This is a genomic window from Enterobacter sp. BNK-29 (assembly GCF_048684785.1).
Lineage (GTDB): Bacteria > Pseudomonadota > Gammaproteobacteria > Enterobacterales > Enterobacteriaceae > Enterobacter > Enterobacter cloacae_M.
The window spans coordinates 58,064-79,678 of the sequence record NZ_JBLQTU010000004.1 but is presented as its reverse complement, the minus strand read 5'-3'; the positions used below and the strand labels follow the sequence as shown (position 1 = coordinate 79,678).

The window sequence follows — 21,615 nt, the reverse complement described above, 5'->3', positions numbered from 1 at the left end:
AAGAGTTAACCCTGCAACAGGCGGATCAACAGCGAGCCGTTATACATGGCATCTTTGACCAGCGCCGCGCCGGCCATGGTTCCCTGGTTGGAAAATTGTGTGCTTTCTACCGCAATATTTTTGCTGTAGGCGGGAAGCGACTGCTGATGTATACAGGCCGAGATTGCCGGGAAGAGGATCTCCGCCGCCTGGCTCAGCGGTGAGCCGATGAGGATTTTTTGCGGATTGAAGAGATTCACCATAATGGCCAGAATGCGGCCAACGTTATTCCCCACGCCGGTAATAATGTCCTTCGCCAGCAGATCGCCCTGGCGCGCGGCGGCGCAGAGGGAATCCACCGTTAAGGGTTGTCCGTGCAGCGAGGAGCTCATGGACTGGCTAAGCCGAACCTGCGCCAGCTCCAGCACGCTTTCCATGCTGGCAATGGTCTCCAGACAGCCGTGGTTCCCGCAGTAGCAGCGCTTGCCGTACGGGTCGACCTGGGTGTGGCCAATTTCCACCAGACTACTGCTTCCGGCGTGGAGAAGACGTCCGTCGGTAATCACCCCCGCCCCAACGTTATGGTCGATGACCACCTGAATCACATCCCGCGCGCCGCGCGACGCGCCAAACAGCGCCTCCGCCATCGTCCAGGCGCTGATGTCATGCTGAATATAGACCGGCACGCCGGTATGATTTTTCAGCACCTCACCCAGCGGCATCTCTTTAACATCTTCGTAAAACGGCATGCGGTGAACAATACCATTTTCGGTATCAATAATTCCCGGCATGGTGATGGCAATCGCCGTTAAGCGTTCAAGCCGCTGCTGATGGCGGATAAAGAAGTGATCGATATGCGAGACAATCGCGTCGAGGAGCGGTTCCTCCGCGTTGAGCGGTAGTTCAAGCCGGTCTTCCACCACCAGCTTGCTGCTCAGGTCGCGCAGCGCAAGGAAGATCTCCCCCCGGCTGATGCGCAGTGACAGGTAGTGCCACGCTTCCGTTTCAACCACCAGCCCGACTGCCGGACGGCCACGGCTGCCCGGCTCCTGAATTTCCGTCTCCTGAACCAGGTGCGCTTCCAGCATCTCGCGGACAATCTTGGTGATACTGGCAGGTGCCAGTTGTGCCAGGCGCGAAAGATCGATACGCGAAACCGGACCAAGCTGATCAATCAGGCGATACACCGCGCCAGCGTTGGTCTGCTTAATCTGATCGATATGCCCTGGCTGACTATCAGCAACCACCTCGTACTCCCTTATTTTCGAGCTTCGAAATAAACTGTTTGCTATGGTGAAGCACTTCCATGGCCGTCGTCAAATATTTACTTAGCCATGTGATTTACCGCACATTTTTACCCTCTTTTCCGTGAAAATGCCGCCCGGCAGAGGCGCTAATTAGCTGCTGTTTGAAGCGCTGTGCGGCATGGCTCTGTTCACGGTGTTTTGACCACACCAGCCACATTTCGGAAACGGCATCCTCTTCGGCAATGGTCACCCAGCGCATTTCGCGCAGCTGCACCCGTTTAAAGGAAGCCGGAAGAATAGACACGCCAAGACCGGCCGCGACCAGGCCGATAATGGTCATCGCTTCCCCTACCTCCTGGGTGATGACCGGGGCAAGATCGTAGCGACGCATCAGCCCCAGGATATCGTCATACAGGCCCGTCCCGACCTGCGGGTCAAAAAAGACAAACGGCTCTTTTGCCAGCTCTGCCAGCGAAACGGCCGGACGCGACGCCAGCGGGTGATCGTGCGGGATCATCGCCATCAGCGGCTCGCGCAGGATCACCTCCCACGCCAGCGTGTCCGGCAGCTGGGTGTTACGCATCAGCCCCAGATCCAGCGAACCCTCATTCAGCGGCGCAATCTGCTCGCGGGTGTTGATTTCGCGCGTCTGAATGTGAACATCCGGAAAGTGGCGACGGAATGACGAAAGTGTCTCCGAGACGGCGCTGATAAAAGGCGCGGAAGAGGTAAACCCGATTCGTAACTCTCCGGCTTCTCCGAGATAGAGCCGTTCTGCACGGGCGGCGGCGTCATCGACCATGCTCAGAATTTGTCGGCTGTCGATCAGGAACTGCTTACCCGCCGCCGTCAGGCTCACGCTGCGGTTGGTGCGGGCCAGAAGGCGCGCCCCGACCTGCTGTTCCAGGATCTGAATCTGCTGGCTTAACGGTGGCTGAGAGATATTCAGCCGTGCCGCCGCGCGGCCAAAATGCAGCTCCTCGGCGACGGCGACAAAGTAGCGAAGATGACGCAGCTCGATATTCATATTTTTAAAGTATCATTTGAGATTATTAATATATTAGACAGAATATTTACATTTTCCTACCCTGAACATGTGGTCATACCCGTCACCAGAAATCACGGGGATGTTTAAGCAAGGAAACAGTGTGAGCCGTACAACGACTATTGATATCGATCCGGCAAGAGATATCGATGATTTACCCGCAGCACCGCAGCCGGTCCAGTTCATTAAACGTGGTACCCCCCAATTTATGCGCGTCACGCTGGCGCTCTTTTCCGCCGGTCTGGCCACTTTCGCCCTGCTCTATTGCGTTCAGCCGATCCTGCCCGTTCTCTCTCATGAGTTTGGCGTATCGCCTGCCAGCAGCAGCGTTTCACTCTCTATTTCTACCGGCATGCTGGCGATTGGGCTGCTCTTTACCGGGCCGCTGTCCGACGCCATTGGCCGTAAACAGGTGATGGTGACCGCGCTGATGCTGGCGTCGGTCTGTACGTTACTCTCGACCATGATGACCAGCTGGCACGGTATTCTGGTGATGCGCGCGCTGATTGGGCTCTCGCTCAGCGGCGTGGCGGCGGTCGGGATGACCTACCTCAGCGAGGAGATCCACCCGAGCTTTGTTGCTTTCTCTATGGGGCTTTACATCAGCGGGAACTCGATTGGCGGAATGAGCGGCCGCCTGCTGAGCGGGGTGTTTACGGACTTCTTTAACTGGCGTATTGCGCTAGCGGTAATCGGATGTTTTGCGCTGGCATCAGCCCTGATGTTCTGGAAAATCCTGCCAGAATCGCGCCATTTCCGCCCGACATCGCTGCGCCCGAAAACGCTGTTTATCAACTTCCGCCTGCACTGGCGCGACAAAGGTTTGCCGCGCCTGTTTCTGATGGGATTCCTGCTGATGGGCGCCTTCGTCACGCTGTTTAACTATATTGGCTACCGCCTGATGCTCTCCCCGTGGCATCTGAATCAGGCCGTTGTCGGTTTGCTTTCTGTGGCCTATCTCACCGGCACCTGGAGCTCGCCGAAAGCCGGGGCGATGACCGCACGCTATGGACGCGGGCCGGTACTGCTGGTATTCACGGGCGTGATGTTACTCGGCCTGCTGCTGACGCTATTATCCTCGCTGTGGTTCATCTTTGCCGGGATGCTGCTCTTCTCCGCCGGGTTCTTCGCCGCCCACTCGGTCGCCAGCAGCTGGATTGGCCCGCGCGCGCGTCGCGCCAAAGGACAGGCATCGTCGCTGTATCTGTTTAGCTATTACCTGGGTTCCAGCATCGCCGGGACCCTCGGCGGCGTGTTCTGGCATAACTACGGCTGGAACGGCGTGGGCGGGTTTATCGCGCTGATGCTGTGCGCGGCGCTGCTGGTGGGCACCAGTTTGCATAAACGTCTGCATTAACATTCCAGCGCCTTCGTGTTTAAATCAAGCCGATGCTAATTTTTGTCATCGGCTGATTCAGACACGAGGACTTCATGAAAAACAATAACTACCAACAACTCACCCGCACCTTCCAGCGTCTCTCCCGCTTCTCTCACCTCTCCTCCATCGCCAGCTGGGACATGTTCACCATGATGCCGCCGGGCGGCAGCGCCGCGCGCGGTGAGGCGCTGGCGGAGATGAGCGTCCTGCAACACCAGATCCTGACCGATAAAAAAGTCGGCGACCTGTTAGCGGCGGCGGCAGGTGAAGATCTGAATGATGTCGAACAGGCCAATCTGCGCGAAATGACGCGCCACTACCAGCAGGCTACCCTGCTGCCGGAATCGCTGGTGGAAGCGAAATCCCTGGCAGGCAGCAAGTGTGAACACGCCTGGCGTACTCAGCGCCCCGCCAACGACTGGCAGGGTTTTTCCGCCAACCTGAAAGAGGTGGTCAAACTCAGCCGCGAAGAGGCTCGCCTGCGGGCCGAAGCCAAAGGCTGTACGCCGTACGACGCGCTGCTGGACATTTTTGAACCCGACATGACCAGCGCGCGTCTGGACGTTCTGTTCGGCGATATGAAGTCCTGGCTCCCGGACCTGCTGGCAAACGTGGTCGAAAAACAGGCTCAACGGTCGTTTATTCCTCCGCAAGGCCCCTTCCCGACGGCCACACAGCGTGAGCTGGGCCTGGAAGCCATGAAGATGCTCGGCTTCGATTTTAACGGCGGTCGCCTGGACGTGAGCGCGCACCCGTTCTGCGGCGGCGTCCCGGAGGACGTGCGCATCACCACGCGCTATGACGAAGATGAGCTGCTCAGCGCGCTGTTTGGCGTGATCCACGAAACCGGACACGCCCGCTACGAACAAAACCTGCCGCGCGCGTGGGCAGGACAGCCGATTGCCCTGGCGCGCTCAACCGCGATCCATGAGTCACAGAGCCTGTTCTTTGAAATGCAGCTGGGACGCAGTGAAGCCTTCCTCAGGCATCTTCTCCCTGCGGTACACGCCCGCTTTGGCAGCCAGGCGGCGTTTAGCGAAGAGAACTTTATTGCCTGGAACCAGCGCGTGAAACCTGGCTATATCCGCGTAGATGCGGACGAAGTGAGCTACCCGGCACACGTGGTGCTGCGCTATGAGATTGAGCGCGCGCTGATCAACGGCGAGATAGAGGTGGACGATATTCCCGCCCTGTGGGATGAGAAAATGCAGGCCTGGCTCGGATTATCCACCAAAGACAACTACCGCAACGGCTGTATGCAGGATATCCACTGGACCGACGGCGGTTTTGGTTACTTCCCGTCATACACGCTTGGCGCCATGTACGCCGCGCAGCTGTTCCATGCCGCCAGAACCGCACTGCCGGGTCTGCAGGCCTCCATCGCTGAAGGCGATTTTTCCGCACTCTTTGAGTGGCTGCGTCAGAACATCTGGCAGCACGGCAGCCGCTTCAGCACGTCGCAATTAATCACCCAGGCGACGGGCGAAGATCTGAATATCCGTTACTTCCGCGAACATCTGACCTCCCGTTATCTTTAATTCCTCTGCCGGAGCCTGCTCCGGCACTCTTCTCACCCTATTCAATAAGAATATGATTTAGCACATGTTGTCATGATTGCGTCGGGTGTATGAATGCGTGTCCTTCCGACACAATTAGACTGCCATCAGGTCAGGATTAAAAAAATAAAGGGATGAATGATGAAAGGCATAATGAAAACGATGTTAGCCATTCTGTGTGCGACCAGTTTAAGTACTTTCGCAGCCACGGATAATACCCCGCAAGACGCGTTCAACGATATTACCCGCTCTCTTGCAGACCTCCAGCCCATCACGTTTCAGGCTCCTGCAGAAAAATATAAGCTGCTGGTGTTTATTGATAATCAGTGCATTTACTGCAGCAACGTAGTGAAAAACGTTAAGCAATATACGGATGCCGGTTTGACGATGTCGTTTCTGACCGTTGCGCCCAACGCCATTCGCGACTCGGTAATTGAAGATATGGGGCGCGTCTGGTGTTCAACCGATAAGGTCAAAAGCCTGCAACAAGCCATGGCGGGATTTTTACCGGATAACGACACCACCACAGCCTGCTCCGATCTGATCGCGCAGCAATCTGCCCTGGCAGAACGTTTGGGCATTAGCATCACCCCGGTAATGGTGGTGATCGAGCCTGAATCACGGACGATTATAGGCAGTCAGTCTCCGGCGGCTATTCTGGCCACACTGAACAAATAACAGAGGCCCGTACGAGCAGCGGCGTTTGGCCTGTTCGTACACTTTCCTCCCCTCTGTACATTCCGTTACACGCCGATACCAATCACTCACGGAAACCTCGAATTTACAGGGATATAGTTATTTCAACGGCCCCGCAGTGGGGTTAAATGAAAAACCAAATTCGAGGGTATGAGAATGAATAAAGTATTAGCTCTGGTTGTTGCCGCTGCTATGGGTCTGTCTTCTGCTGCATTTGCTGCTGACACTACCGCAACTGCTGCACCGGCTGCCGCGCCTGCTGCAACCACCACCGCTGCGCCAGCAAAAGCGGTTCACCATAAGAAACATCACAAAGCTGCAGCGAAAAAAGAAGCCGCTGCACCAGCAACCGCAGCACCAACCGAGCAGAAAGCTCAGGCTGCCAAAAAGCACCACAAAAAAGCCGCAAAACCAGCTGTAGAGCAGAAAGCGCAGGCTGCTAAAAAGCACCACAAAAAAGCAACCAAACCGGCTGCAGAACAGAAAGCGCAGGCCGCTAAAAAGCACCACAAAAAAGCAACCAAACCAGCTGTAGAACAGAAAGCTCAGGCTGCTAAAAAGCATCACAAAAAAGCAGTAAAACACGAAGCTGCTAAACCAGCTGCACAGCCAGCTGCGTAAGAGTACAAGCTTAACCGTGCCCTTCGGGGCACGTTGGTAAACCGGCGCTGAACCGGAACAGGTTCCGCGCCGTTTTTTTATTTCCGGAGGGCGTATGCTGCGACGCTATCGGTTTGAGCTGATTCTGATCCTGCTTATTTTATGCGCGCTCATCGCCAGCCATTTTTATCTTTCCTGATTGTAGCACGCTGATTTTACTCCCACTTTAGCGCTGTCCCGTCTATAGTATTTTCATAGGGTTCACTTTTAATAATCATAATTACCCCCACCAGAGTGTGATATGCGTAAATCTGTTGTGTTGTTACTGGGAACGTTTGGTCTTTTTTCTGGATTCTCACATGCGGATGATGGCGGTGATGACACCATTAGCGCGAAAGAGCTAAAGACGCTTTTTTTCGGTCATGACGATCGTACGCGCGTCGCCGATCCCACCCAGGCCCCCTGGGATGCTATAGGTCAATTGGAAACCGCCAGCGGTAACTTATGTACTGCGACGCTGATCACCCCGCAGCTTGCCCTGACGGCAGGCCACTGCCTGTTAACGCCGCCAAACGGCAAGCCGGATAAAGCGGTTGCCTTGCGGTTTGTGTCGCAAAAAGGGGCCTGGCGCTATGAAATCCACGGCATTGAGGGAAGGGTTGATCCGTCTCTCGGCAAACGCCTGAAGCCGGATGGCGACGGCTGGATAGTCCCACCGGCGGCCGCCTCGTGGGATTTTGGCCTGATCATTTTACGCTACCCGCCTTCGGGCATTACGCCGCTGCCGTTATTTGACGGCGACAAGGCCGCCCTCACCGCCGCGCTGAAAGCCGCCGACCGAAAGGTGACGCAGTCAGGCTATCCTGTCGATCATCTGGATACGCTTTATACGCACACCGACTGTATTGTGACGGGCTGGGCGCAAACCAGCGTACTCTCGCATCAGTGCGATACGTTGCCGGGTGACAGTGGTTCACCGCTGATGCTGAAAACCGACAAGGGCTGGCAGTTGATTGGTGTCCAGAGCTCTGCCCCGGCGGCAAAAGACCGGTGGCGCGCCGACAACCGCGCCTTGTCCGTTACCGGTTTCCGCGACCAGCTGGAAGCGCTGGCTACACAGTAAGCCAGCGCGGAGGCCTGAAACTAAGGATCGCAACGTTATCAGGCGAGTTTTATCATGATCATGCCGGCAAGCAGCAAGATGAGCCCCATCCAGCCCTTGTTGTTTAAACGCTGGCCGAAGAGCACCCAGCCTGCGGCCAGCGTGGCGGCGATACCAAAACCGCCCCACAGCGCATAGGCCACCGACAGATCGATCCCTTTTACCGCCTGGGACAGTGCGCTGAACGCCCCCAGAACCGCGGCAATCGACATCAGGCCGTACAGTTTACGGCGAAAACCATCCGAGAATTTCAGCAGAACGTTCGCCAGGATCTCCAGCACGATGGCGAGCCCCAGCCAGGCCGCATGAACCCACTCAAACTGTTGCATGGTTCTGCTCCTTCTGCTGTTTGCCAGGTTTACGGGTACCGGATTTAATCAGCACAATACCCGCGACCAGCGTCGTTAATCCGGCGACCTTCATTGTTGTTAATGTTTCGTCAAATATCAGCACGCTGAACAGCGTAATCAACAAAATACCGATCCCTTCCCACAGTGCATACGCGACGCCAAGCGCAATTTTTTTCACCGCAAACGAGAGGAAAATATAAGAAAGCGAAATCATCACCAGCATCAAAATAAAACCGGTGTTGCCATCGCTGACGCTTGCCCATTTCATAGACAGCGTGCCGGTAATTTCAGCGACGATAGCCAGCGCTAATAGGATCCAGTAAAACATGTTTTTCTCCTGCTTGAGAATATAATCCATCGTGGCCCGCTGCGTGCAGCAAACCAAAAAAAAACGAATTGAAATCAGACAGCTAAGCGCGTTGCGCCAGCTCAGGCAGAAGAAATGACTATAGTGCGGTGCGCCAGTGTTGCTCACCAGAAAGCACGCAGAAAGAAGTGGAGTATACAGCAGTATTGTTTGAAGAGTACGTCCTGAACATATTGTCCATAAAATTACAATTATCCGCGTTGTTGCTTCTCGTCTTTGCGGATGAAAATTGTCCTCGGTAGTTAAACACACCAAATTTGTACCATAAGCCAGGATTTTACTCAAAGTCTTTGCAATTCTTTACCCATCCCGTTTGATTTTGGTTAGTTTATTGCAACGCCTTTCACCTTTATTATAAATATAAAGAAAAATTCGGAGTCACCATGGCTAAACCCATTATTACCCTGAACGGGTTAAAAATTGTCATCATGCTGGGCATGCTGGTGATCATACTGACGGGCGTTCGTTTTGCCGCCGACATTATTGTGCCCTTTATTCTGGCCCTGTTTATCGCGGTGATCCTTAACCCGCTGGTGCAGCGCATGACGCGCCTGCGCATCCCGCGCGTGCTGGCGATCACGCTGCTTATCAGCATCATCATTGTGGCGATGGTCTTGCTGGTGGCGTATCTGGGGACCTCGCTCAATGAGCTGGCGCGAACGCTGCCGAAATACCGTTCTTCGCTGGCGATACCGCTGCTGCAGCTGGAACCCTGGCTGCAGCGCGCGGGTATAGAAGTCTCGGTTGAGGAGCTCCTGAAATATATCGACCCCAACGCGGCCATGACGATCGTCACCAGCCTGCTGGCACAGCTTTCCAATGCCATGACCTCCATTTTCCTGCTGTTTTTAACGGTGGTGTTCATGCTGCTGGAGGTGCCGCAGCTGCCGGCAAAGCTGCAGCAGATGATGGTCCGTCCGGTTGAAGGCATGGGGGCGATTCAACGCGCGCTGGACAGCGTCTCCCGCTATCTGGTGCTGAAAACGGCGATTAGCCTCGTCACGGGCGGTGTCGTCTGGGCGATGCTTCTGGCGCTGGACGTTCGCTTTGCGTTTGTCTGGGGGTTACTGGCGTTTGCGCTTAACTACATTCCCAACATCGGCTCCGTGCTGGCGGCGATCCCCCCTATCCTTCAGGTGCTGGTTTTCAGCGGGCTTTATGACGCGCTGATCCTGCTGGCCGGCTATCTGGTCATCAACCTGGTGTTCGGTAACATTCTTGAGCCACGCATGATGGGGCGAGGGCTGGGACTCTCCACGCTGGTGGTCTTTTTGTCCCTGATTTTCTGGGGCTGGCTGCTCGGGCCCGTTGGGATGCTGCTCTCCGTCCCGCTGACCATTATCGTCAAGATTGGTCTGGAACAGACGGCGGGCGGGCAAACCATCGCCGTGCTGCTGAGCGATATGAGCCATAAATAGCGGTCAGTCCGCCATCGACAGGAGGGGCTTGCGGGTCCTTCCCCCTTCTCGATACGTACCGATCGCCCTCCGCCATTCCGCCAGCGGATACACCGTGACGTCGCTGTACCCGCTGGCGGGCAAATTAAGCCAGATGCGGTCAAACTCCGCGCGCCACGCCTCAGCGCTGAGCGCATCCAGACCGTTTCGGATATGGAACCACGCCACGCGCGGCGCGGGCCGTTGCTGTCTGAACGTTTGCCCGGAGAGCAGCCCGTAGCAGACAAACATGCCCTGCTCGGGCATCGCGCTGAGGATCGCTTCCGCCAGCGGCCCGCCGGTGGCATCGTAGACGACGTCAGCACGCGCGGCGACGGCGCCAATCCGCTGCGCGTCATGCTGCGCGACGGGAATGATACCCATCGCCTCCAGCCGTTCAGCGTGAACGGGGGAACGGTGGATCCCGTACACGGCTTCCGCTCCTGCCTGACGTGCCCACTGCCCCAGCAGAATGGCGCAATCCGACCCGGCAGCCGTCAGCAGCACCCGCTTTCCTTCAGGCGGATAGCGGGTAAGCATCATCTGCGCCGCCAGCGGGTTGATATAGGCCCGTGCGGCCAGACGTGCGTCAACAGCGTCCGGAACGGGGATAGCATACTCTGCCGGGCAATCAACATAGCGCTGCCAGGTGCCTTGACCGCGCAGCGGCAGGACGCGTTTACCCAGCAGATGCTCAAACGACGCGGGCGCGTCGGTGACAATGCCGACACCTTCATACCCCGCGACCGCCGGTAGCGGGGTTCTGTGGCGGTAGGCGCCGGTAATGGGAATAAGATCGGATGCGTTCACCGGAGAAAATAGCATTTGCACGCGAAGATGACCCGGCGCAAGCGCCCCCAGCGGCGCGGTTTCAGGTTGCAGAACGGTTTCTGGCTCACCAAAACGGCGATACCAGAGGGCCATATTTTCCATTACGATCTCACGGCTGATAGCGGAAAGACTACTCGCGCCAGCCCATTGCCGGTGCGACGTGTTTGAGAATAGACTCAATCACGTGCGCATTGTAATCCACACCCAGCTGGTTCGGCACGGTCAGTAATAACGTATCGGCTTCGGCAATCGCGTCGTCCTTTTTCAGCTGTTCAATCAGCTTGTCCGGCTCCGCCGCATAGCTTCGCCCGAAGATCGCGCGCGTTTTCTCATCAAGATAGCCCACGCTATCGCTGTCGTTGCGGCTGGCACCGAAATACATCCGGTCGCGGTCGTCCATCAGCGCAAAAATGCTGCGGCTGACCGACACCCGCGGCTGGCGAGTATGCCCTGCCTCTTTCCAGGCCTGACGGTATGCGCGGATCTGTTTTGCCTGCTGAATATGGAACGGCTCGCCGGTTTCATCGTCTTTCAGGGTTGAACTTTGCAGGTTCATTCCCAGCTTTGCGGCCCATACGGCCGTCGCATTGGAACCGGCGCCCCACCAGATACGCTCGCGCAGCCCTTCAGAATACGGCTCCAGGCGCAGCAGCCCCGGCGGATTCGGGAACATAGGCTGTGGGTTAGGTTTTGCAAACCCTTCACCGCGCAGCACCTCAAGCAGCACCTCGGTATGACGGCGCGCCATATCCGATTCGTCTTCTCCTTCCTGCGGGACATAGCCGAAATGGCGCCAGCCATCAATGACCTGCTCCGGCGAGCCGCGGCTGATGCCAAGCTGCAAACGACCGCCGGAAATCAGATCCGCCGCACCCGCATCCTCGGCCATGTACATCGGATTTTCATAGCGCATATCAATCACGCCGGTACCGATTTCGATGGTTTTCGTTTTTGCGCCTATTGCCGCCAGCAGAGGGAACGGCGAGCTAAGCTGTCGGGCAAAGTGGTGCACGCGGAAAAACGCGCCGTCTGCCCCCAGCTCTTCAGCCGCCACGGCTAAATCGATGGACTGCAGCAGCGTGTCTGCCGCCGAGCGCGTGCCGGACTGCGGAGAAGGCGTCCAGTGACCAAAGGATAAAAACCCGATCTTTTTCATAACAATTTGTCCTGAGAATGCTTTGCGTTGCACCTACTTTACGCATTACCGGGTGAGAATAAATGGCGTTTATTTAACGGAATGATTCAAATAAATTGATTGAATTTTTTTCAGGTCCGTCAGGTAAAAAACGGCTGGTTATCGGTTTGATTTAACGTTACTACTCTATGTCAGGATTTTTACACCGGACAGAAAATGAAGAGACGCTATGTTGTTGCGGATGTTTTTACTGACACCCCGTTTCAGGGTAACCCTGTCGCCGTCGTACTCGATGCGGAGGGTATGAGCAAAGCACAAATGCAGCAGGTCGCCGCTGAATTTGGCTACAGCGAAACCACGTTCGTTCTGCCGCCAGACAATCCCTCCAGTACGGCACGCGTGCGAATTTTTACGCCCTCGCGCGAGATCCCCTTCGCCGGGCACCCGAATGTTGGAACTGCGTACGTGCTGGCCCATCACGCCGCGATGAATCATCAGCCCCTGCCTGATACGCTGCACTTCGAGGAAATAGCCGGTCTGGTGCCCGTACGTCTGCTGCGTGACAACGATACCGTGACTGGCGCAGAACTCCTGGTGCCTGAAGCACTCTCCTGCCGCTCTGAAGTAAGCCCGGAAAGCGTGGCTGCCTGCTTATCCCTGAACGCAGAAGATATCCGTACCGCGGTACATATGCCTGTTGTCGCGTCGGTAGGTCTGCCCTTCCTGATAGCCGAGCTGGCTTCTCGCGAGGCGCTTCGTCGGTGCGTGCCGAATTTACAGGGTTTTCGCGCAACGTTACCGCTGGATGGCGCGGTTTCCCTCTATGCCTATACCCTGGATACGGATCCCGATGAACCTCACGATGTGCAGGCCCGCATGTTTACTCCTCGCATGACAGAAGATCCTGCAACAGGCAGCGCGACCGCCGCTGCAACGGCGCTGCTGGCGTTGCACCGCAATAAAACGACGCTTAATCTTAACGTCAGTCAGGGCGTTGATATGGGACGAGCAAGCGTGCTGTTCGCGGGATACGATGCCTCGTCAGGAAAGGCGGTGGTTCGCGTAGGGGGAAAATGTGTGATTACGCTTGAAGGCGCATTTTCACTCTAACGGAGCAATGGCGTTTACCTTTACGGCATCCGATGGGCTATATTGGCACACTATTTTTATCACAGGTAAAACCGGCAATGGCTTTGATCCCCAAAAACTACGCGCGGCTGGAAAGCGGCTATCGCGAAAAAGCATTAAAAATCTATCCCTGGGTCTGCGGACGCTGCTCGCGCGAGTTTGTCTATTCCAATCTGCGTGAACTCACGGTTCACCATATCGATCACGACCATACCAACAACCCGGAAGATGGCAGCAACTGGGAGCTGTTGTGCCTGTTTTGCCACGATCACGAACATTCGAAATACACCGAAGCGGATCAGTACGGCACCACCGTGGTCGCAGGGGAAGACGCGCAAAAAGACGTGGGCGTCGCCACGTTTAACCCGTTTGCCGATTTAAAAGCGATGATGGATAAGAAGAAATAATCTTTCACCGCCCATACCTGCCGTATGGGCGGCTCAGGAAAGGATAAAGGCCATGGACACCCTCCGCTGCTACTGGGATATGTTTTATACAGCCTACGGTTTACTTTTCACGAGAATACTTTGCCTCATACTTCTGGTCTGGCTGTGCCATGATTTTCTGCGCCGCCCAGGGAAAAACGCTGCTGATGCCGCTGGCCCGATCGCAGAAGCCGATGCCCGGGAGCGATATCAATGGCGTTTTCAGCTGTGGTCATTGCGAACGTTACAACTCCTCTGTCTGCTCTCACTTTTCTGGATGCTTATTAAGGGACTCTTTGCCTGACCCTTTCCCTCGTTAAAATGTCCAGGTGATAGCGGCGGTTGCAGCTCCCTCATTGCGCCGCATCACGATCGGGCTGTTATTCGCACGATCGCCCAGCCAGGTATAGTCCGCACTCAGCACCGTCCCCCAGTGGGCATCGAACTGATGGCTCCAGGTCAGGCTGGTGTCGACGCCATAGAATCCACCCGGCGCAGCATAGCGGCGATATCCGGTGCGGCGGCTCTGCTGCTCGCTTATCCCATACCAGGTGTTCAGATAACGGCTGTCGCCAAACAGGGCCGCAGACTGAAAGGCGACCGTGTCCTGGTTATTTTGTACGGGGATCAGCGTCACGGAGGCCTGATAGCTTCCCCCCTGGCTGTCCGTTAATGGCAGCGTCGCTTTGCCTTCCATACTCAGCCATGGCGCGGCCTGCCAGCCGACGGCAAGGCCGGTATTCAGGGTGGCATCAATGTCCCCCATCCCTTTCAGATTGTTTGCGCCCTCACGCCAGCCAGAATTTTTCTCAGCCCTTCCGAAGTCATAGCCCAGCGTGTGTTCGAAATACCAGCCGCTGTCGTTTTGCAGGTCATATCCCACCCCTTTTTGCGCATCAATAAAGAAAGCGCCTTTGCGTCCCTGCAGCACCGGAACCACCTGCCACACCTGCTTGTCTGAGCCTGAGTAACGCGGGGCATACTGCCCCCCAAGCCCGACGGTGAGGGAATCGGACGCGGCGCCATCATCCGCCTGCGAGCCGGAACTCACGGCCATCAGAAGCGGGAGGGACATATACAGGACTTTTTTTATCGCTATCATACTGCTCTCCATACGGACGCTGGCGCCTCCTGATACGGGGGCGGCCACACAACGTTGGCGCAGTATGATTTGGCTGAATCAATGAATCGTCGGGATAGTGTTAAGAAATGGTCAAGGTGAACGGATGTTGTCCAGAAGAGTGCTGATTATTGAAGATGACGCCGATGCGGCCGGCGTGCTCGAAGCCTATTTACGGCGGGAAAATTACGACGTGACCATTACCGGAGACGGTCATTCCGGGCTGGATATGGCGCAGCGGTGGAAGCCCGACCTCATTCTGCTGGACGTGATGCTGCCGGGGCTTAACGGCACCGAGGTGCTGGCTGGCCTGCGTCGTAAAAGCGATGTGCCGGTGATCATGGTCACGGCCATGGGGGATACCCCTGACCGCATTGGCGCCCTGCGATACGGTGCCGATGATTACGTTGTGAAGCCTTATCATCCGGGCGAAGTGGTGGCTCGGGTGCAGGCGGTGCTGCGGCGCAGCAGTAAAAAAGAGACGGACGAAGCAATCCTTCGCTGGCAAACGCTGGAGGTAGACGTGGGCGCCATTGTGGCGAGCGTGGATAACGGCGGCGACGCGCCCGTGATGCTCGATCTTACGCCAACGGAATTCTCGCTTCTGGCAACGCTGCTGCGTTCTCCGGCGCACCCGTTCTCCCGCCAGTATTTACTGGAGCACTGTTTGCCGGAAAGCGAGGCGCTGGAGCGCGTGGTGGACACCCATATTTATAACCTGCGTAAAAAACTGGAAGCGGCGGGGATCTCCGGCGTGCTGATCAACGTTCGCGGCGTGGGCTACAGGTTCAGACAGCCATGATTAAAAATCAGCACTCCTCTCTGTGGCGCTGGATTTGCGCGCGCATATTAGCGCTGGCTATCGGCAGCGTGATCGTCATTGCCACCTGCATGTGGCTGCGCTATGCGGTTCAGAACTACTGGATAATGGGCAAAATGCCAGCGGCGGTCCGCCAGGAGTTTCTGACGCTCAGCCAGAACCCGCAGGCCAATCCGGCCCGCTTCCACTCGATTGTGGACACCTGGTGGGGCCTGAGCTATTCCACGCCGTCTATCGCCTCAGCCGACTGGGCCACGGTGGCCCTGCTGGTGCTGGTGATGATCCCGTTTATCGTGGTGATGGGGCTCAAACACGCCCGGCCGCTGGCGCTGCAGTTCAGCCGCCTTCGCGATGCGGCAAAGGATGTCGCCGACGGGCAGTTTGGCCGCCAGGCGGAACTGATCGAGGATGCGCCGGCTGAAATGGTCAGCTTTGCGACCGACTTTAACTCCATGACGGGACAACTCGCCCGCTATGAAAAAGAGCTCCGCGCCTCGCACGTCGCGATGGCGCACGAGCTGCGCTCGCCCCTGACGGCCGCCATCGGGCGTCTGCAGGGCATGTTAGACGGCGTGTTTGATGCCAGCCCGGCGCAGCTCGGCATGGTGATGAAACAGCTCCAGCACCTCAACCGCCTCACCGATGAGCTTCACCTTCTCTCGCTTGCCGACGCGGGTAACCTCGTGCTGGAGGACCAGCCGTTCTGTCTGGATGAGCTGATTCAGGAGCGGGCTGCCTGGATCATGCCCGAGGCTGACGCGCATCATTTTCGGATAACGCTTCGCAACCCGCGCACCAGCCCCTTCAGAGGCGATGCGTTCCGTCTTGGACAGGTCGTTACCATCCTCATGGAAAATGCGTTACGTTACGGGCGCGAGGGCGGCCACCTTGAGGTGGCGCTGCATTACGCCAGCGGTCATTACACCCTCGAATTTACCGATGACGGGCCGGGCGTCTCGCCCCAGTTCTTACCGGAAATGTTTAAACGCTTTAGCCGCGAGGAGCAGTCCCGCGCGCGGCATTCCGGCGGCAGCGGCCTCGGTTTGTCCATCGCCCGGGCGATTTGCGAGGCGCATGGGGGCGAGATTAGCGCGTCATTGCTGGAAACCGGCGGCCTCGCCGTGCGCATTTTATTGCCCTGGCACCCGTCCGGTAATGAAAATATCCACTCTTGATAAAGCCTTGACAGAACGTCGAATCTTTCTCGATGTAGCGCGCATTTAATAACGCCATTCCCTTTATGGAGCGGCGTTATGTCAGACGAATTTTTTCTCTCCCTCCGCCACTGCCTGCATCATTTGTACGGCGTGGCGCGCACCCTTTCCTGGCTGCACTTTCTTCCCCTGGCCCTGCTTGCGCTGGCGATTTTTCCGCTGACCGGCTGCGGTGATAAACACGAAAATAAGCCCAACCCGGCGCGAGCGGTACGCTACGTCGTCGTTGGCACCGCCCAGCCCCTTCCCGCGCTGGAAAGAACCGGTGAGATCCATGCCCACGATGAAACGCCCCTGAGCTTTCGGACCGGGGGCCGGATACTGACGCGCAGCGTTGATATTGGCGACCGGGTCACTGCCGGACAGCTGCTGGCCACGCTTGACAACACGACCGGGCAAAACCAGCTCGACGGCGCGGCGGCCGACTATGAAGGTGCCAAAGCCTCGGCGCAGGTCGCCGCGCTTAACGTCAGTCGAATGCAAAAGCTCATGCCAACGGGCGCGATAGCCCGCACGCAGCTCGACAGCGCCCGTGCGGACTGGCTTGTCGCCCGCGCTCGCTTAAAAAGCAGCGAGGCCGCGTGGCGAAATGCCCGCGAAAGCCTCGGCTGGACGCGCCTGATCGCGCCGCAGGCGGGCGTCATCACCGCCGTGAACGCTTCTGCGGGGCAGGTTGTCAGCGACGGTCAGTCCGTGCTGACGCTGGCAACGGGTGAAGCCCGCGACGTGGCGTTTGATATTGCCACTCCGGATGCGATCCCGCCTCTGGATAAGGCGGTTTTGCAGGTTTCACTCCTCAGCGACCCGTCGGTACAGGCGTCTGCCGCGCTGCGGGACATCACCCCGCAGGCCGATCCTCAGACCCGCACCTGGCGCGTCAGGGCCACCCTGCAAAACCCGCCGGCGGCCATGGCGCTGGGCGCCAGCGTTACCGTCACGTTGCCATCGTCTGCCCCGCGCGGCTACACCCTTCCCGCCTCGGCGCTGACCCGCATCGGCGACAAACCGGCCGTTTTTGTGATTACCCCGCAGTCGCGGGCGCAGCTGCGCGCGGTGGTGCCCGCGAGCTATACGGCCTCCTCCGTCATTATTGCCTCCGGCCTTGAGCCGGGCGACAGGGTGATTACGGCGGGCGTGAGCACATTACGATCCGGCGAGCCGGTGGTTGCCGGAGAGGTTCAGCCATGAACACAGGACCGGAAGCCAAATTTAACCTCTCCGCCTGGGCGCTGAAGAACCAGCAGATGGTCAGCTTTTTCATGCTGCTGGTGATTGCGATGGGCGTGTTCTGCTATGAGAAGCTGCCGCGTAACGAAGATCCGGCTTTCACCATTAAAACGGCCGTCGTCTCCGCGCAGTGGCCGGGAGCCTCCGTGGCGGATACCACACGTCTGCTGACCGATACGCTTGAAAAAAAGCTGCAGGAAACGCCCTGGCTGGACTATCTCGAAAGTGAAACCCGGGCCGGACGCACCGTTATCCACGTCAACCTCCGTGACGATACGCCCCCGCAACGCGTGCAGGATATCTGGTATCAGGTTCGCAAAAAAATGCAGGACATCGCGCCGTCCCTGCCTGAAGGGGTGCAGGGCCCTGCCGTGGACGACGAGTTTGACGATACGTTCGGCACAATTTACGCCTTTATTCCCGAAGGTTTCACCCTGCGGGAGGTACGGGATCGCGCAGAGACAATCCGGCGCGAGCTGATGTCCCTGCCGGATATAGGCAAAACCACCCTGCTGGGCGAACAGCAGGAGCAGTGGGTTCTCGCCTTTTCTCCCGCGCGCCTGGCCGGGATGGGGCTCGATATTCAGGAAGTTGCCGACGCCCTCCGGGCGCAAAACGCCGTTGTCCCGGCAGGAACGATGCGTACCGAAACAGAGAACATGGCGATAAAGGTCAGCGGGGCGCTCACGACCGAGGAGAGCTTACGCGCCGTCACGCTGCACGTGAACAATCGCTATATTCCGCTGACCGACATTGCCACCGTCACCCGGGAAATCGCCGAGCCACCGGCCCCGGCCTATCGGGTGAACGGCAAGCCGGCTATCGGGCTGGCGGTGTCGATGGCGCCAACGGGCAACATGCTGCGTTTCGGCGCTGCGCTGAATGCCAGAATGGCGGCCCTCAGCGCCGGGCTGCCGCACGGTATCGAGATGGTGAAAGTTGCCGATCAGTCAGCGGTGGTCAGTGACGCGGTAAGCGGGTTTATCCGGGTGCTTATCGAAGCCGTTGTTATCGTGCTGGCGGTTTCATTTGTCTCGCTGGGGTTACGGGCCGGACTGGTGGTGGCGACGGCCATTCCGCTGGTGCTCGCCATGACGTTTGCCGGCATGATGCTCGCAGGTATTGGCCTTCAGCGTATCTCGCTCGGGGCGCTGATCATTGCCCTGGGCCTGCTGGTGGATGACGCGATGATCGCCGTCGAAACGATGGTATCCCGGCTGGAAGCGGGGGATTCCCGTCGGCACGCGGCCACCCATGCGTTCAAAACGACGGCTTTCCCGATGCTCACCGGTACTCTGGTGATGATTGCCGGCTTTATTCCCGTTGGTTTTGCGGCCTCCAGCGCTGGTGAATACTGCTTTTCCCTGTTTGCGGTGGTGCTCATTGCCCTGCTCTGCTCCTGGGCCGTCGCGATCCTGTTTTCGCCGCTGACGGGCACGTGGCTGCTGCCGGAAAAAGTCAGACATCACGCGGCAGGCCCCGGTAGGATCGCGCGCGGGTACGGACGTCTTTTACGCCTGGCACTGCGCCACCGGCTCGCTACCGTGCTGCTCGCCCTTTCCGCGCTGGGGCTGTCAGCGTACGGCACGACGTTTATGCAGGGCGAGTTTTTCCCCGCCTCGGACCGGCCAGAGCTGCTGGTCAGCCTGACGCTTCCGGCCAACGCGTCGCAGCCGGAAACGCTAAGAGAGGTGGAAAAGCTGGAAAAGGCGCTGGCCGGCAACGGCAACATCGATCGCTATTCGACGTACGTCGGGTCGGGCGCCATCCGTTTTTACCTGCCGATGGACGTGCTGCTGGAAAATGAAAACATCGCCCAGATGGTCGTGGTGGCTAAGGATCTTGAGGCGCGGGATCGTCTGCATGCGCAGCTCAACAGGCTTCTGGCGACGCAGTTTAGCGACATCATCACGCGCGTGTCGCCCCTTGAGCTGGGGCCGCCCGTCGGCTGGCCCATCAAATACCGGGTGAGCGGGCCAGATTATCTGCAGGTTCGGGCGTTGGCGAACCGTCTCACGGACGCGATTGGCCGGTCTCCGTTCTCACGCGACGTTAACCAGACGGCCGGAGAGCCGGAGAGGGTCATCACCCTTAAGGTGAATCAGACGGCGGCCAGGGCGGCGGGAATATCGTCAGAAAGCCTCGCCCGCACGCTGAACACCGTCTGGTCCGGCAGCGTTGTTACCTCCATCAGGGATAACGACCGCCTTGTCGACGTGGTGCTGCGGGCCACGGACGATGCACGTCACAGCACCGCCACCCTCTCCTCGCTCACGATTCAGGGGAATGACGGTAAAAAAATTCCGCTCAGCGCCGTCGCTACGCCGGTCTGGGGCGTGGACGATCCGGTCATCTGGCGTCGCCAGCGCGTGCCCTTTATCACGGTGCAAACGGACCTTGCCCCGGGGCTGAAGGCTGAAGCGGTATCCGCGGCGCTGCGTCCGGCGGTCGACACGCTGCGCGCGAGCCTGCCCGCAGGTTACAGCATTGAAGAGGGCGGCGCGGTTGCCGAATCGGATAAGGGAAACAGCTCCGTCTTTACCGTTCTTCCGGTAACGCTGGTCCTCATGCTGTTGCTGCTGATGCTTCAGCTGCGGCGATATTCCCGGATGCTGCTGGCCCTCCTGATGGCCCCGTTTGGCCTGCCGGGGATCGTGCTGGCTATGCTGCCCGGCGGCACGCCGATGGGGTTTGTCGCGCTGCTGGGCGTCATCGCCCTGGCGGGGATGATCGTGCGCAACGCGGTGATACTGATTAGCGAAGTTGACAGCAATCTTGCTCAGGGGATGGCAAACGATGCCGCCATTATGGCGGCCGCGGAACACCGGGCCAGACCCATCTCTCTGACCGCCTGTGCCGCCATTCTGGGCATGATCCCGATCTCTCATCAGGTCTTCTGGGGGCCAATGGCCTATGCCATTATCGGCGGGCTGCTGGTCGCGACGCTGGTGACGCTGACCGTGTTACCCGCGTCGTTTAGCCTGCTGTTACAGTGGGGAGCTCAGCGCAACGCCGCAGAAGACGGACTGCGCTGAGGCTCCACCGTTTCCCGGCAGATTACGCGGCGGTCAGCGCAAAACGGTCTTTCAGGACATGGCGGATTTCATCCTCCGCCAGTTTCCGCGTTTCAGTGCCGTTCGCCGTGATGGTTTTCAGCACATCGCCCAGCAAAATCTGGCGTCCCTCCGGGCCGTGCTGCACCACCACCCGCTTCTGCACAAAGATGGCATCCGGGTGCGTGGAGTTAAGGTAGTTGGCCGGAACGAAATCAATCCATTCCTGAGGGGTGAGATCAAAGCCGTACTGCCGGGCCCACTCTCCCTCAACCTTCGCCTCAAGCAAATACTCACCCTCCGCGCTGCGGCTCAGTCGGAACGTGTCGAAATCCTGTGCGATTTCAACATCAAGCGTGTCCAGCGCCATCGGCGCACGAATACCGTAGCTGCCGAACCCGAGGTCGCAAAGCCACTGTCGGCTATCTACCTCAGCAACGATCGCCATGTGGGTTTTCGGCCGCCGCGCGGGGTAGAACATCGGGCGCGCCGCCACGAAGCGGTAAGGGATCCCTAACGCCTCCAGCGCCATGGCAAAAAGCCCGTTCACCTCGTAGCAGTAGCCGCCGCGCCCCTGCGTTAACACCTTATCGGCAATGTCGTCTGGCGCCAGCGAGACAACTTTGCCCGCCTGTACGTCCAGATTCTCAAAGGGAACGGAAAAGAGCTGATGGCGCATCAGCGCATGCAGGGTGTCCGTATCGGCACCCGCCGGTCCGGTATAGTTTATGCGTTTGAAATAGGTGGAAATGTTGAAGTTATCGCTTTGCATAATGCCTCCTTGTCCTGAACATGCCGGACACTATAGATGGCGCGCATCAATGGCTGTATAGTCAGTTTTATCGA

At 57.9% G+C, this 21,615-nt stretch carries 22 protein-coding genes; 13 read left to right on the top strand and 9 right to left on the bottom strand.

The window, feature by feature from the left end:
* Positions 1-5: 5 nt before the first annotated feature.
* Together mlc and ACMGGX_RS20010 are read right to left on the bottom strand one after the other, a co-directional pair.
* Complete coding sequence (gene mlc / locus ACMGGX_RS20015) at positions 6-1,226, bottom strand: sugar metabolism global transcriptional regulator Mlc (protein WP_181595000.1); 1,221 nt, start codon at positions 1,224-1,226, stop codon at positions 6-8.
* 94 nt (positions 1,227-1,320) lie between these two features.
* The gene (locus ACMGGX_RS20010) at positions 1,321-2,253 is read right to left on the bottom strand and encodes a LysR family transcriptional regulator (RefSeq protein WP_029739365.1); all 933 of its coding nucleotides are present in this window, start codon (positions 2,251-2,253) and stop codon (positions 1,321-1,323) included.
* 121 nt (positions 2,254-2,374) lie between these two features.
* Between ACMGGX_RS20010 and ACMGGX_RS20005 the strand changes: the two genes are divergently transcribed.
* The 5 genes from ACMGGX_RS20005 (at position 2,375) to ACMGGX_RS19985 (ending at position 7,624) form a co-directional block, all read left to right on the top strand.
* Positions 2,375-3,628, top strand: coding sequence for an MFS transporter (locus ACMGGX_RS20005; protein WP_420298833.1), 1,254 nt, complete (start codon positions 2,375-2,377; stop codon positions 3,626-3,628).
* 74 nt (positions 3,629-3,702) lie between these two features.
* The gene (locus ACMGGX_RS20000) at positions 3,703-5,187 is read left to right on the top strand and encodes a carboxypeptidase M32 (RefSeq protein ID WP_048980475.1); all 1,485 of its coding nucleotides are present in this window, start codon (positions 3,703-3,705) and stop codon (positions 5,185-5,187) included.
* Positions 5,188-5,358: 171 nt separating this feature from the next.
* The gene (locus ACMGGX_RS19995; protein WP_223534205.1) at positions 5,359-5,883 is read left to right on the top strand and encodes a thioredoxin fold domain-containing protein; all 525 of its coding nucleotides are present in this window, start codon (positions 5,359-5,361) and stop codon (positions 5,881-5,883) included.
* A 174-nt stretch (positions 5,884-6,057) separates the two neighbouring features.
* Positions 6,058-6,522 (top strand): acid resistance repetitive basic protein Asr, encoded by a 465-nt coding sequence (gene asr, locus ACMGGX_RS19990; RefSeq protein WP_420298832.1) that lies wholly within the window; start codon positions 6,058-6,060, stop codon positions 6,520-6,522.
* A 280-nt stretch (positions 6,523-6,802) separates the two neighbouring features.
* Positions 6,803-7,624: a serine protease gene (locus ACMGGX_RS19985; RefSeq protein WP_325760028.1), complete on the top strand. Its 822-nt coding sequence runs from the start codon at positions 6,803-6,805 to the stop codon at positions 7,622-7,624.
* Between the two features lie 38 nt (positions 7,625-7,662).
* Here the strand turns inward: ACMGGX_RS19985 and mdtI are convergent, their stop codons facing one another.
* The 3 genes from mdtI to ACMGGX_RS19970 all read right to left on the bottom strand — a co-directional run bounded on the left by mdtI (position 7,663) and on the right by ACMGGX_RS19970 (position 8,630).
* Positions 7,663-7,992 (bottom strand): multidrug/spermidine efflux SMR transporter subunit MdtI, encoded by a 330-nt coding sequence (mdtI, locus tag ACMGGX_RS19980; protein WP_024909144.1) that lies wholly within the window; start codon positions 7,990-7,992, stop codon positions 7,663-7,665.
* Positions 7,979-8,341 carry a multidrug/spermidine efflux SMR transporter subunit MdtJ gene (mdtJ, locus tag ACMGGX_RS19975; RefSeq protein WP_023311502.1) on the bottom strand — a complete coding sequence of 121 codons (363 nt, stop codon included), beginning with the start codon at positions 8,339-8,341 and terminating at the stop codon, positions 7,979-7,981. The genes mdtI and mdtJ overlap by 14 nt, the downstream gene beginning before the upstream one ends.
* A 118-nt stretch (positions 8,342-8,459) precedes the next feature.
* Positions 8,460-8,630: a hypothetical protein gene (locus ACMGGX_RS19970; protein WP_420298831.1), complete on the bottom strand. Its 171-nt coding sequence runs from the start codon at positions 8,628-8,630 to the stop codon at positions 8,460-8,462.
* A 133-nt stretch (positions 8,631-8,763) separates the two neighbouring features.
* Here ACMGGX_RS19970 and ACMGGX_RS19965 point away from each other — a divergent pair, with 133 nt between their 5' ends.
* A complete protein-coding gene (locus ACMGGX_RS19965; protein ID WP_047742060.1) occupies positions 8,764-9,798 on the top strand; it encodes an AI-2E family transporter in 1,035 nt (344 codons plus the stop codon).
* A 3-nt stretch (positions 9,799-9,801) separates the two neighbouring features.
* On the opposite strand, the gene ACMGGX_RS19960 is transcribed toward ACMGGX_RS19965, so the two are convergent.
* Both ACMGGX_RS19960 and ACMGGX_RS19955 read right to left on the bottom strand, forming a co-directional pair.
* A complete protein-coding gene (locus ACMGGX_RS19960) occupies positions 9,802-10,749 on the bottom strand; it encodes a zinc-dependent alcohol dehydrogenase family protein (protein WP_420298830.1) in 948 nt (315 codons plus the stop codon).
* A 28-nt stretch (positions 10,750-10,777) separates the two neighbouring features.
* On the bottom strand, positions 10,778-11,803 hold the full coding sequence (locus ACMGGX_RS19955; RefSeq protein ID WP_181594993.1) for an LLM class flavin-dependent oxidoreductase: 1,026 nt from the start codon (positions 11,801-11,803) through the stop codon (positions 10,778-10,780).
* A 195-nt stretch (positions 11,804-11,998) separates the two neighbouring features.
* Here ACMGGX_RS19955 and ACMGGX_RS19950 point away from each other — a divergent pair, with 195 nt between their 5' ends.
* The 3 genes from ACMGGX_RS19950 to ACMGGX_RS19940 all read left to right on the top strand — a co-directional run bounded on the left by ACMGGX_RS19950 (position 11,999) and on the right by ACMGGX_RS19940 (position 13,639).
* Positions 11,999-12,892, top strand: a complete 894-nt coding sequence (locus tag ACMGGX_RS19950; RefSeq protein ID WP_420298829.1) for a PhzF family phenazine biosynthesis protein — start codon at positions 11,999-12,001, stop codon at positions 12,890-12,892.
* Between the two features lie 77 nt (positions 12,893-12,969).
* Complete coding sequence (yajD, locus tag ACMGGX_RS19945) at positions 12,970-13,317, top strand: HNH nuclease YajD (protein ID WP_003857471.1); 348 nt, start codon at positions 12,970-12,972, stop codon at positions 13,315-13,317.
* Positions 13,318-13,369: 52 nt separating this feature from the next.
* Complete coding sequence (locus ACMGGX_RS19940) at positions 13,370-13,639, top strand: hypothetical protein (protein WP_194399078.1); 270 nt, start codon at positions 13,370-13,372, stop codon at positions 13,637-13,639.
* 12 nt (positions 13,640-13,651) lie between these two features.
* Here ACMGGX_RS19940 and ACMGGX_RS19935 read toward each other — a convergent pair whose 3' ends face one another.
* Positions 13,652-14,437, bottom strand: coding sequence for a MipA/OmpV family protein (locus ACMGGX_RS19935; RefSeq protein WP_420298828.1), 786 nt, complete (start codon positions 14,435-14,437; stop codon positions 13,652-13,654).
* A 124-nt stretch (positions 14,438-14,561) separates the two neighbouring features.
* Between ACMGGX_RS19935 and ACMGGX_RS19930 the strand changes: the two genes are divergently transcribed.
* The 4 genes from ACMGGX_RS19930 (at position 14,562) to ACMGGX_RS19915 (ending at position 20,751) form a co-directional block, all read left to right on the top strand.
* Positions 14,562-15,257: a response regulator gene (locus tag ACMGGX_RS19930; RefSeq protein ID WP_126794234.1), complete on the top strand. Its 696-nt coding sequence runs from the start codon at positions 14,562-14,564 to the stop codon at positions 15,255-15,257.
* A complete protein-coding gene (locus tag ACMGGX_RS19925) occupies positions 15,254-16,450 on the top strand; it encodes a sensor histidine kinase (RefSeq protein ID WP_420298827.1) in 1,197 nt (398 codons plus the stop codon). Before ACMGGX_RS19930 ends, ACMGGX_RS19925 begins: the two co-directional genes overlap by 4 nt.
* Before the next feature lie 78 nt (positions 16,451-16,528).
* A complete protein-coding gene (locus ACMGGX_RS19920) occupies positions 16,529-17,677 on the top strand; it encodes an efflux RND transporter periplasmic adaptor subunit (protein ID WP_420298826.1) in 1,149 nt (382 codons plus the stop codon).
* A complete protein-coding gene (locus ACMGGX_RS19915; RefSeq protein ID WP_420298825.1) occupies positions 17,674-20,751 on the top strand; it encodes an efflux RND transporter permease subunit in 3,078 nt (1,025 codons plus the stop codon). The genes ACMGGX_RS19920 and ACMGGX_RS19915 overlap by 4 nt, the downstream gene beginning before the upstream one ends.
* A gap of 22 nt (positions 20,752-20,773) precedes the next feature.
* Here the strand turns inward: ACMGGX_RS19915 and ACMGGX_RS19910 are convergent, their stop codons facing one another.
* The gene (locus ACMGGX_RS19910) at positions 20,774-21,541 is read right to left on the bottom strand and encodes an arylamine N-acetyltransferase family protein (protein WP_348561018.1); all 768 of its coding nucleotides are present in this window, start codon (positions 21,539-21,541) and stop codon (positions 20,774-20,776) included.
* Positions 21,542-21,615 lie beyond the last annotated feature (74 nt).

Bases quoted from the DNA above. Each gene is read 5' to 3' on its own strand.
- ACMGGX_RS20010 (WP_029739365.1), bottom strand. From the start codon at position 2,253: ATGAATATCGAGCTGCGTCATCTTCGCTACTTTGTCGCCGTCGCCGAG.
- ACMGGX_RS20000 (WP_048980475.1), top strand. From the start codon at position 3,703: ATGAAAAACAATAACTACCAACAACTCACCCGCACCTTCCAGCGTCTC.
- ACMGGX_RS19995 (WP_223534205.1), top strand. From the start codon at position 5,359: ATGAAAACGATGTTAGCCATTCTGTGTGCGACCAGTTTAAGTACTTTC.
- asr (WP_420298832.1), top strand. From the start codon at position 6,058: ATGAATAAAGTATTAGCTCTGGTTGTTGCCGCTGCTATGGGTCTGTCT.
- ACMGGX_RS19985 (WP_325760028.1), top strand. From the start codon at position 6,803: ATGCGTAAATCTGTTGTGTTGTTACTGGGAACGTTTGGTCTTTTTTCT.
- mdtI (WP_024909144.1), bottom strand. From the start codon at position 7,992: ATGCAACAGTTTGAGTGGGTTCATGCGGCCTGGCTGGGGCTCGCCATC.
- mdtJ (WP_023311502.1), bottom strand. From the start codon at position 8,341: ATGTTTTACTGGATCCTATTAGCGCTGGCTATCGTCGCTGAAATTACC.
- ACMGGX_RS19965 (WP_047742060.1), top strand. From the start codon at position 8,764: ATGGCTAAACCCATTATTACCCTGAACGGGTTAAAAATTGTCATCATG.
- ACMGGX_RS19960 (WP_420298830.1), bottom strand. From the start codon at position 10,749: ATGGAAAATATGGCCCTCTGGTATCGCCGTTTTGGTGAGCCAGAAACC.
- ACMGGX_RS19955 (WP_181594993.1), bottom strand. From the start codon at position 11,803: ATGAAAAAGATCGGGTTTTTATCCTTTGGTCACTGGACGCCTTCTCCG.
- ACMGGX_RS19950 (WP_420298829.1), top strand. From the start codon at position 11,999: ATGAAGAGACGCTATGTTGTTGCGGATGTTTTTACTGACACCCCGTTT.
- yajD (WP_003857471.1), top strand. From the start codon at position 12,970: ATGGCTTTGATCCCCAAAAACTACGCGCGGCTGGAAAGCGGCTATCGC.
- ACMGGX_RS19940 (WP_194399078.1), top strand. From the start codon at position 13,370: ATGGACACCCTCCGCTGCTACTGGGATATGTTTTATACAGCCTACGGT.
- ACMGGX_RS19935 (WP_420298828.1), bottom strand. From the start codon at position 14,437: ATGATAGCGATAAAAAAAGTCCTGTATATGTCCCTCCCGCTTCTGATG.
- ACMGGX_RS19930 (WP_126794234.1), top strand. From the start codon at position 14,562: ATGTTGTCCAGAAGAGTGCTGATTATTGAAGATGACGCCGATGCGGCC.
- ACMGGX_RS19925 (WP_420298827.1), top strand. From the start codon at position 15,254: ATGATTAAAAATCAGCACTCCTCTCTGTGGCGCTGGATTTGCGCGCGC.
- ACMGGX_RS19920 (WP_420298826.1), top strand. From the start codon at position 16,529: ATGTCAGACGAATTTTTTCTCTCCCTCCGCCACTGCCTGCATCATTTG.
- ACMGGX_RS19915 (WP_420298825.1), top strand. From the start codon at position 17,674: ATGAACACAGGACCGGAAGCCAAATTTAACCTCTCCGCCTGGGCGCTG.
- ACMGGX_RS19910 (WP_348561018.1), bottom strand. From the start codon at position 21,541: ATGCAAAGCGATAACTTCAACATTTCCACCTATTTCAAACGCATAAAC.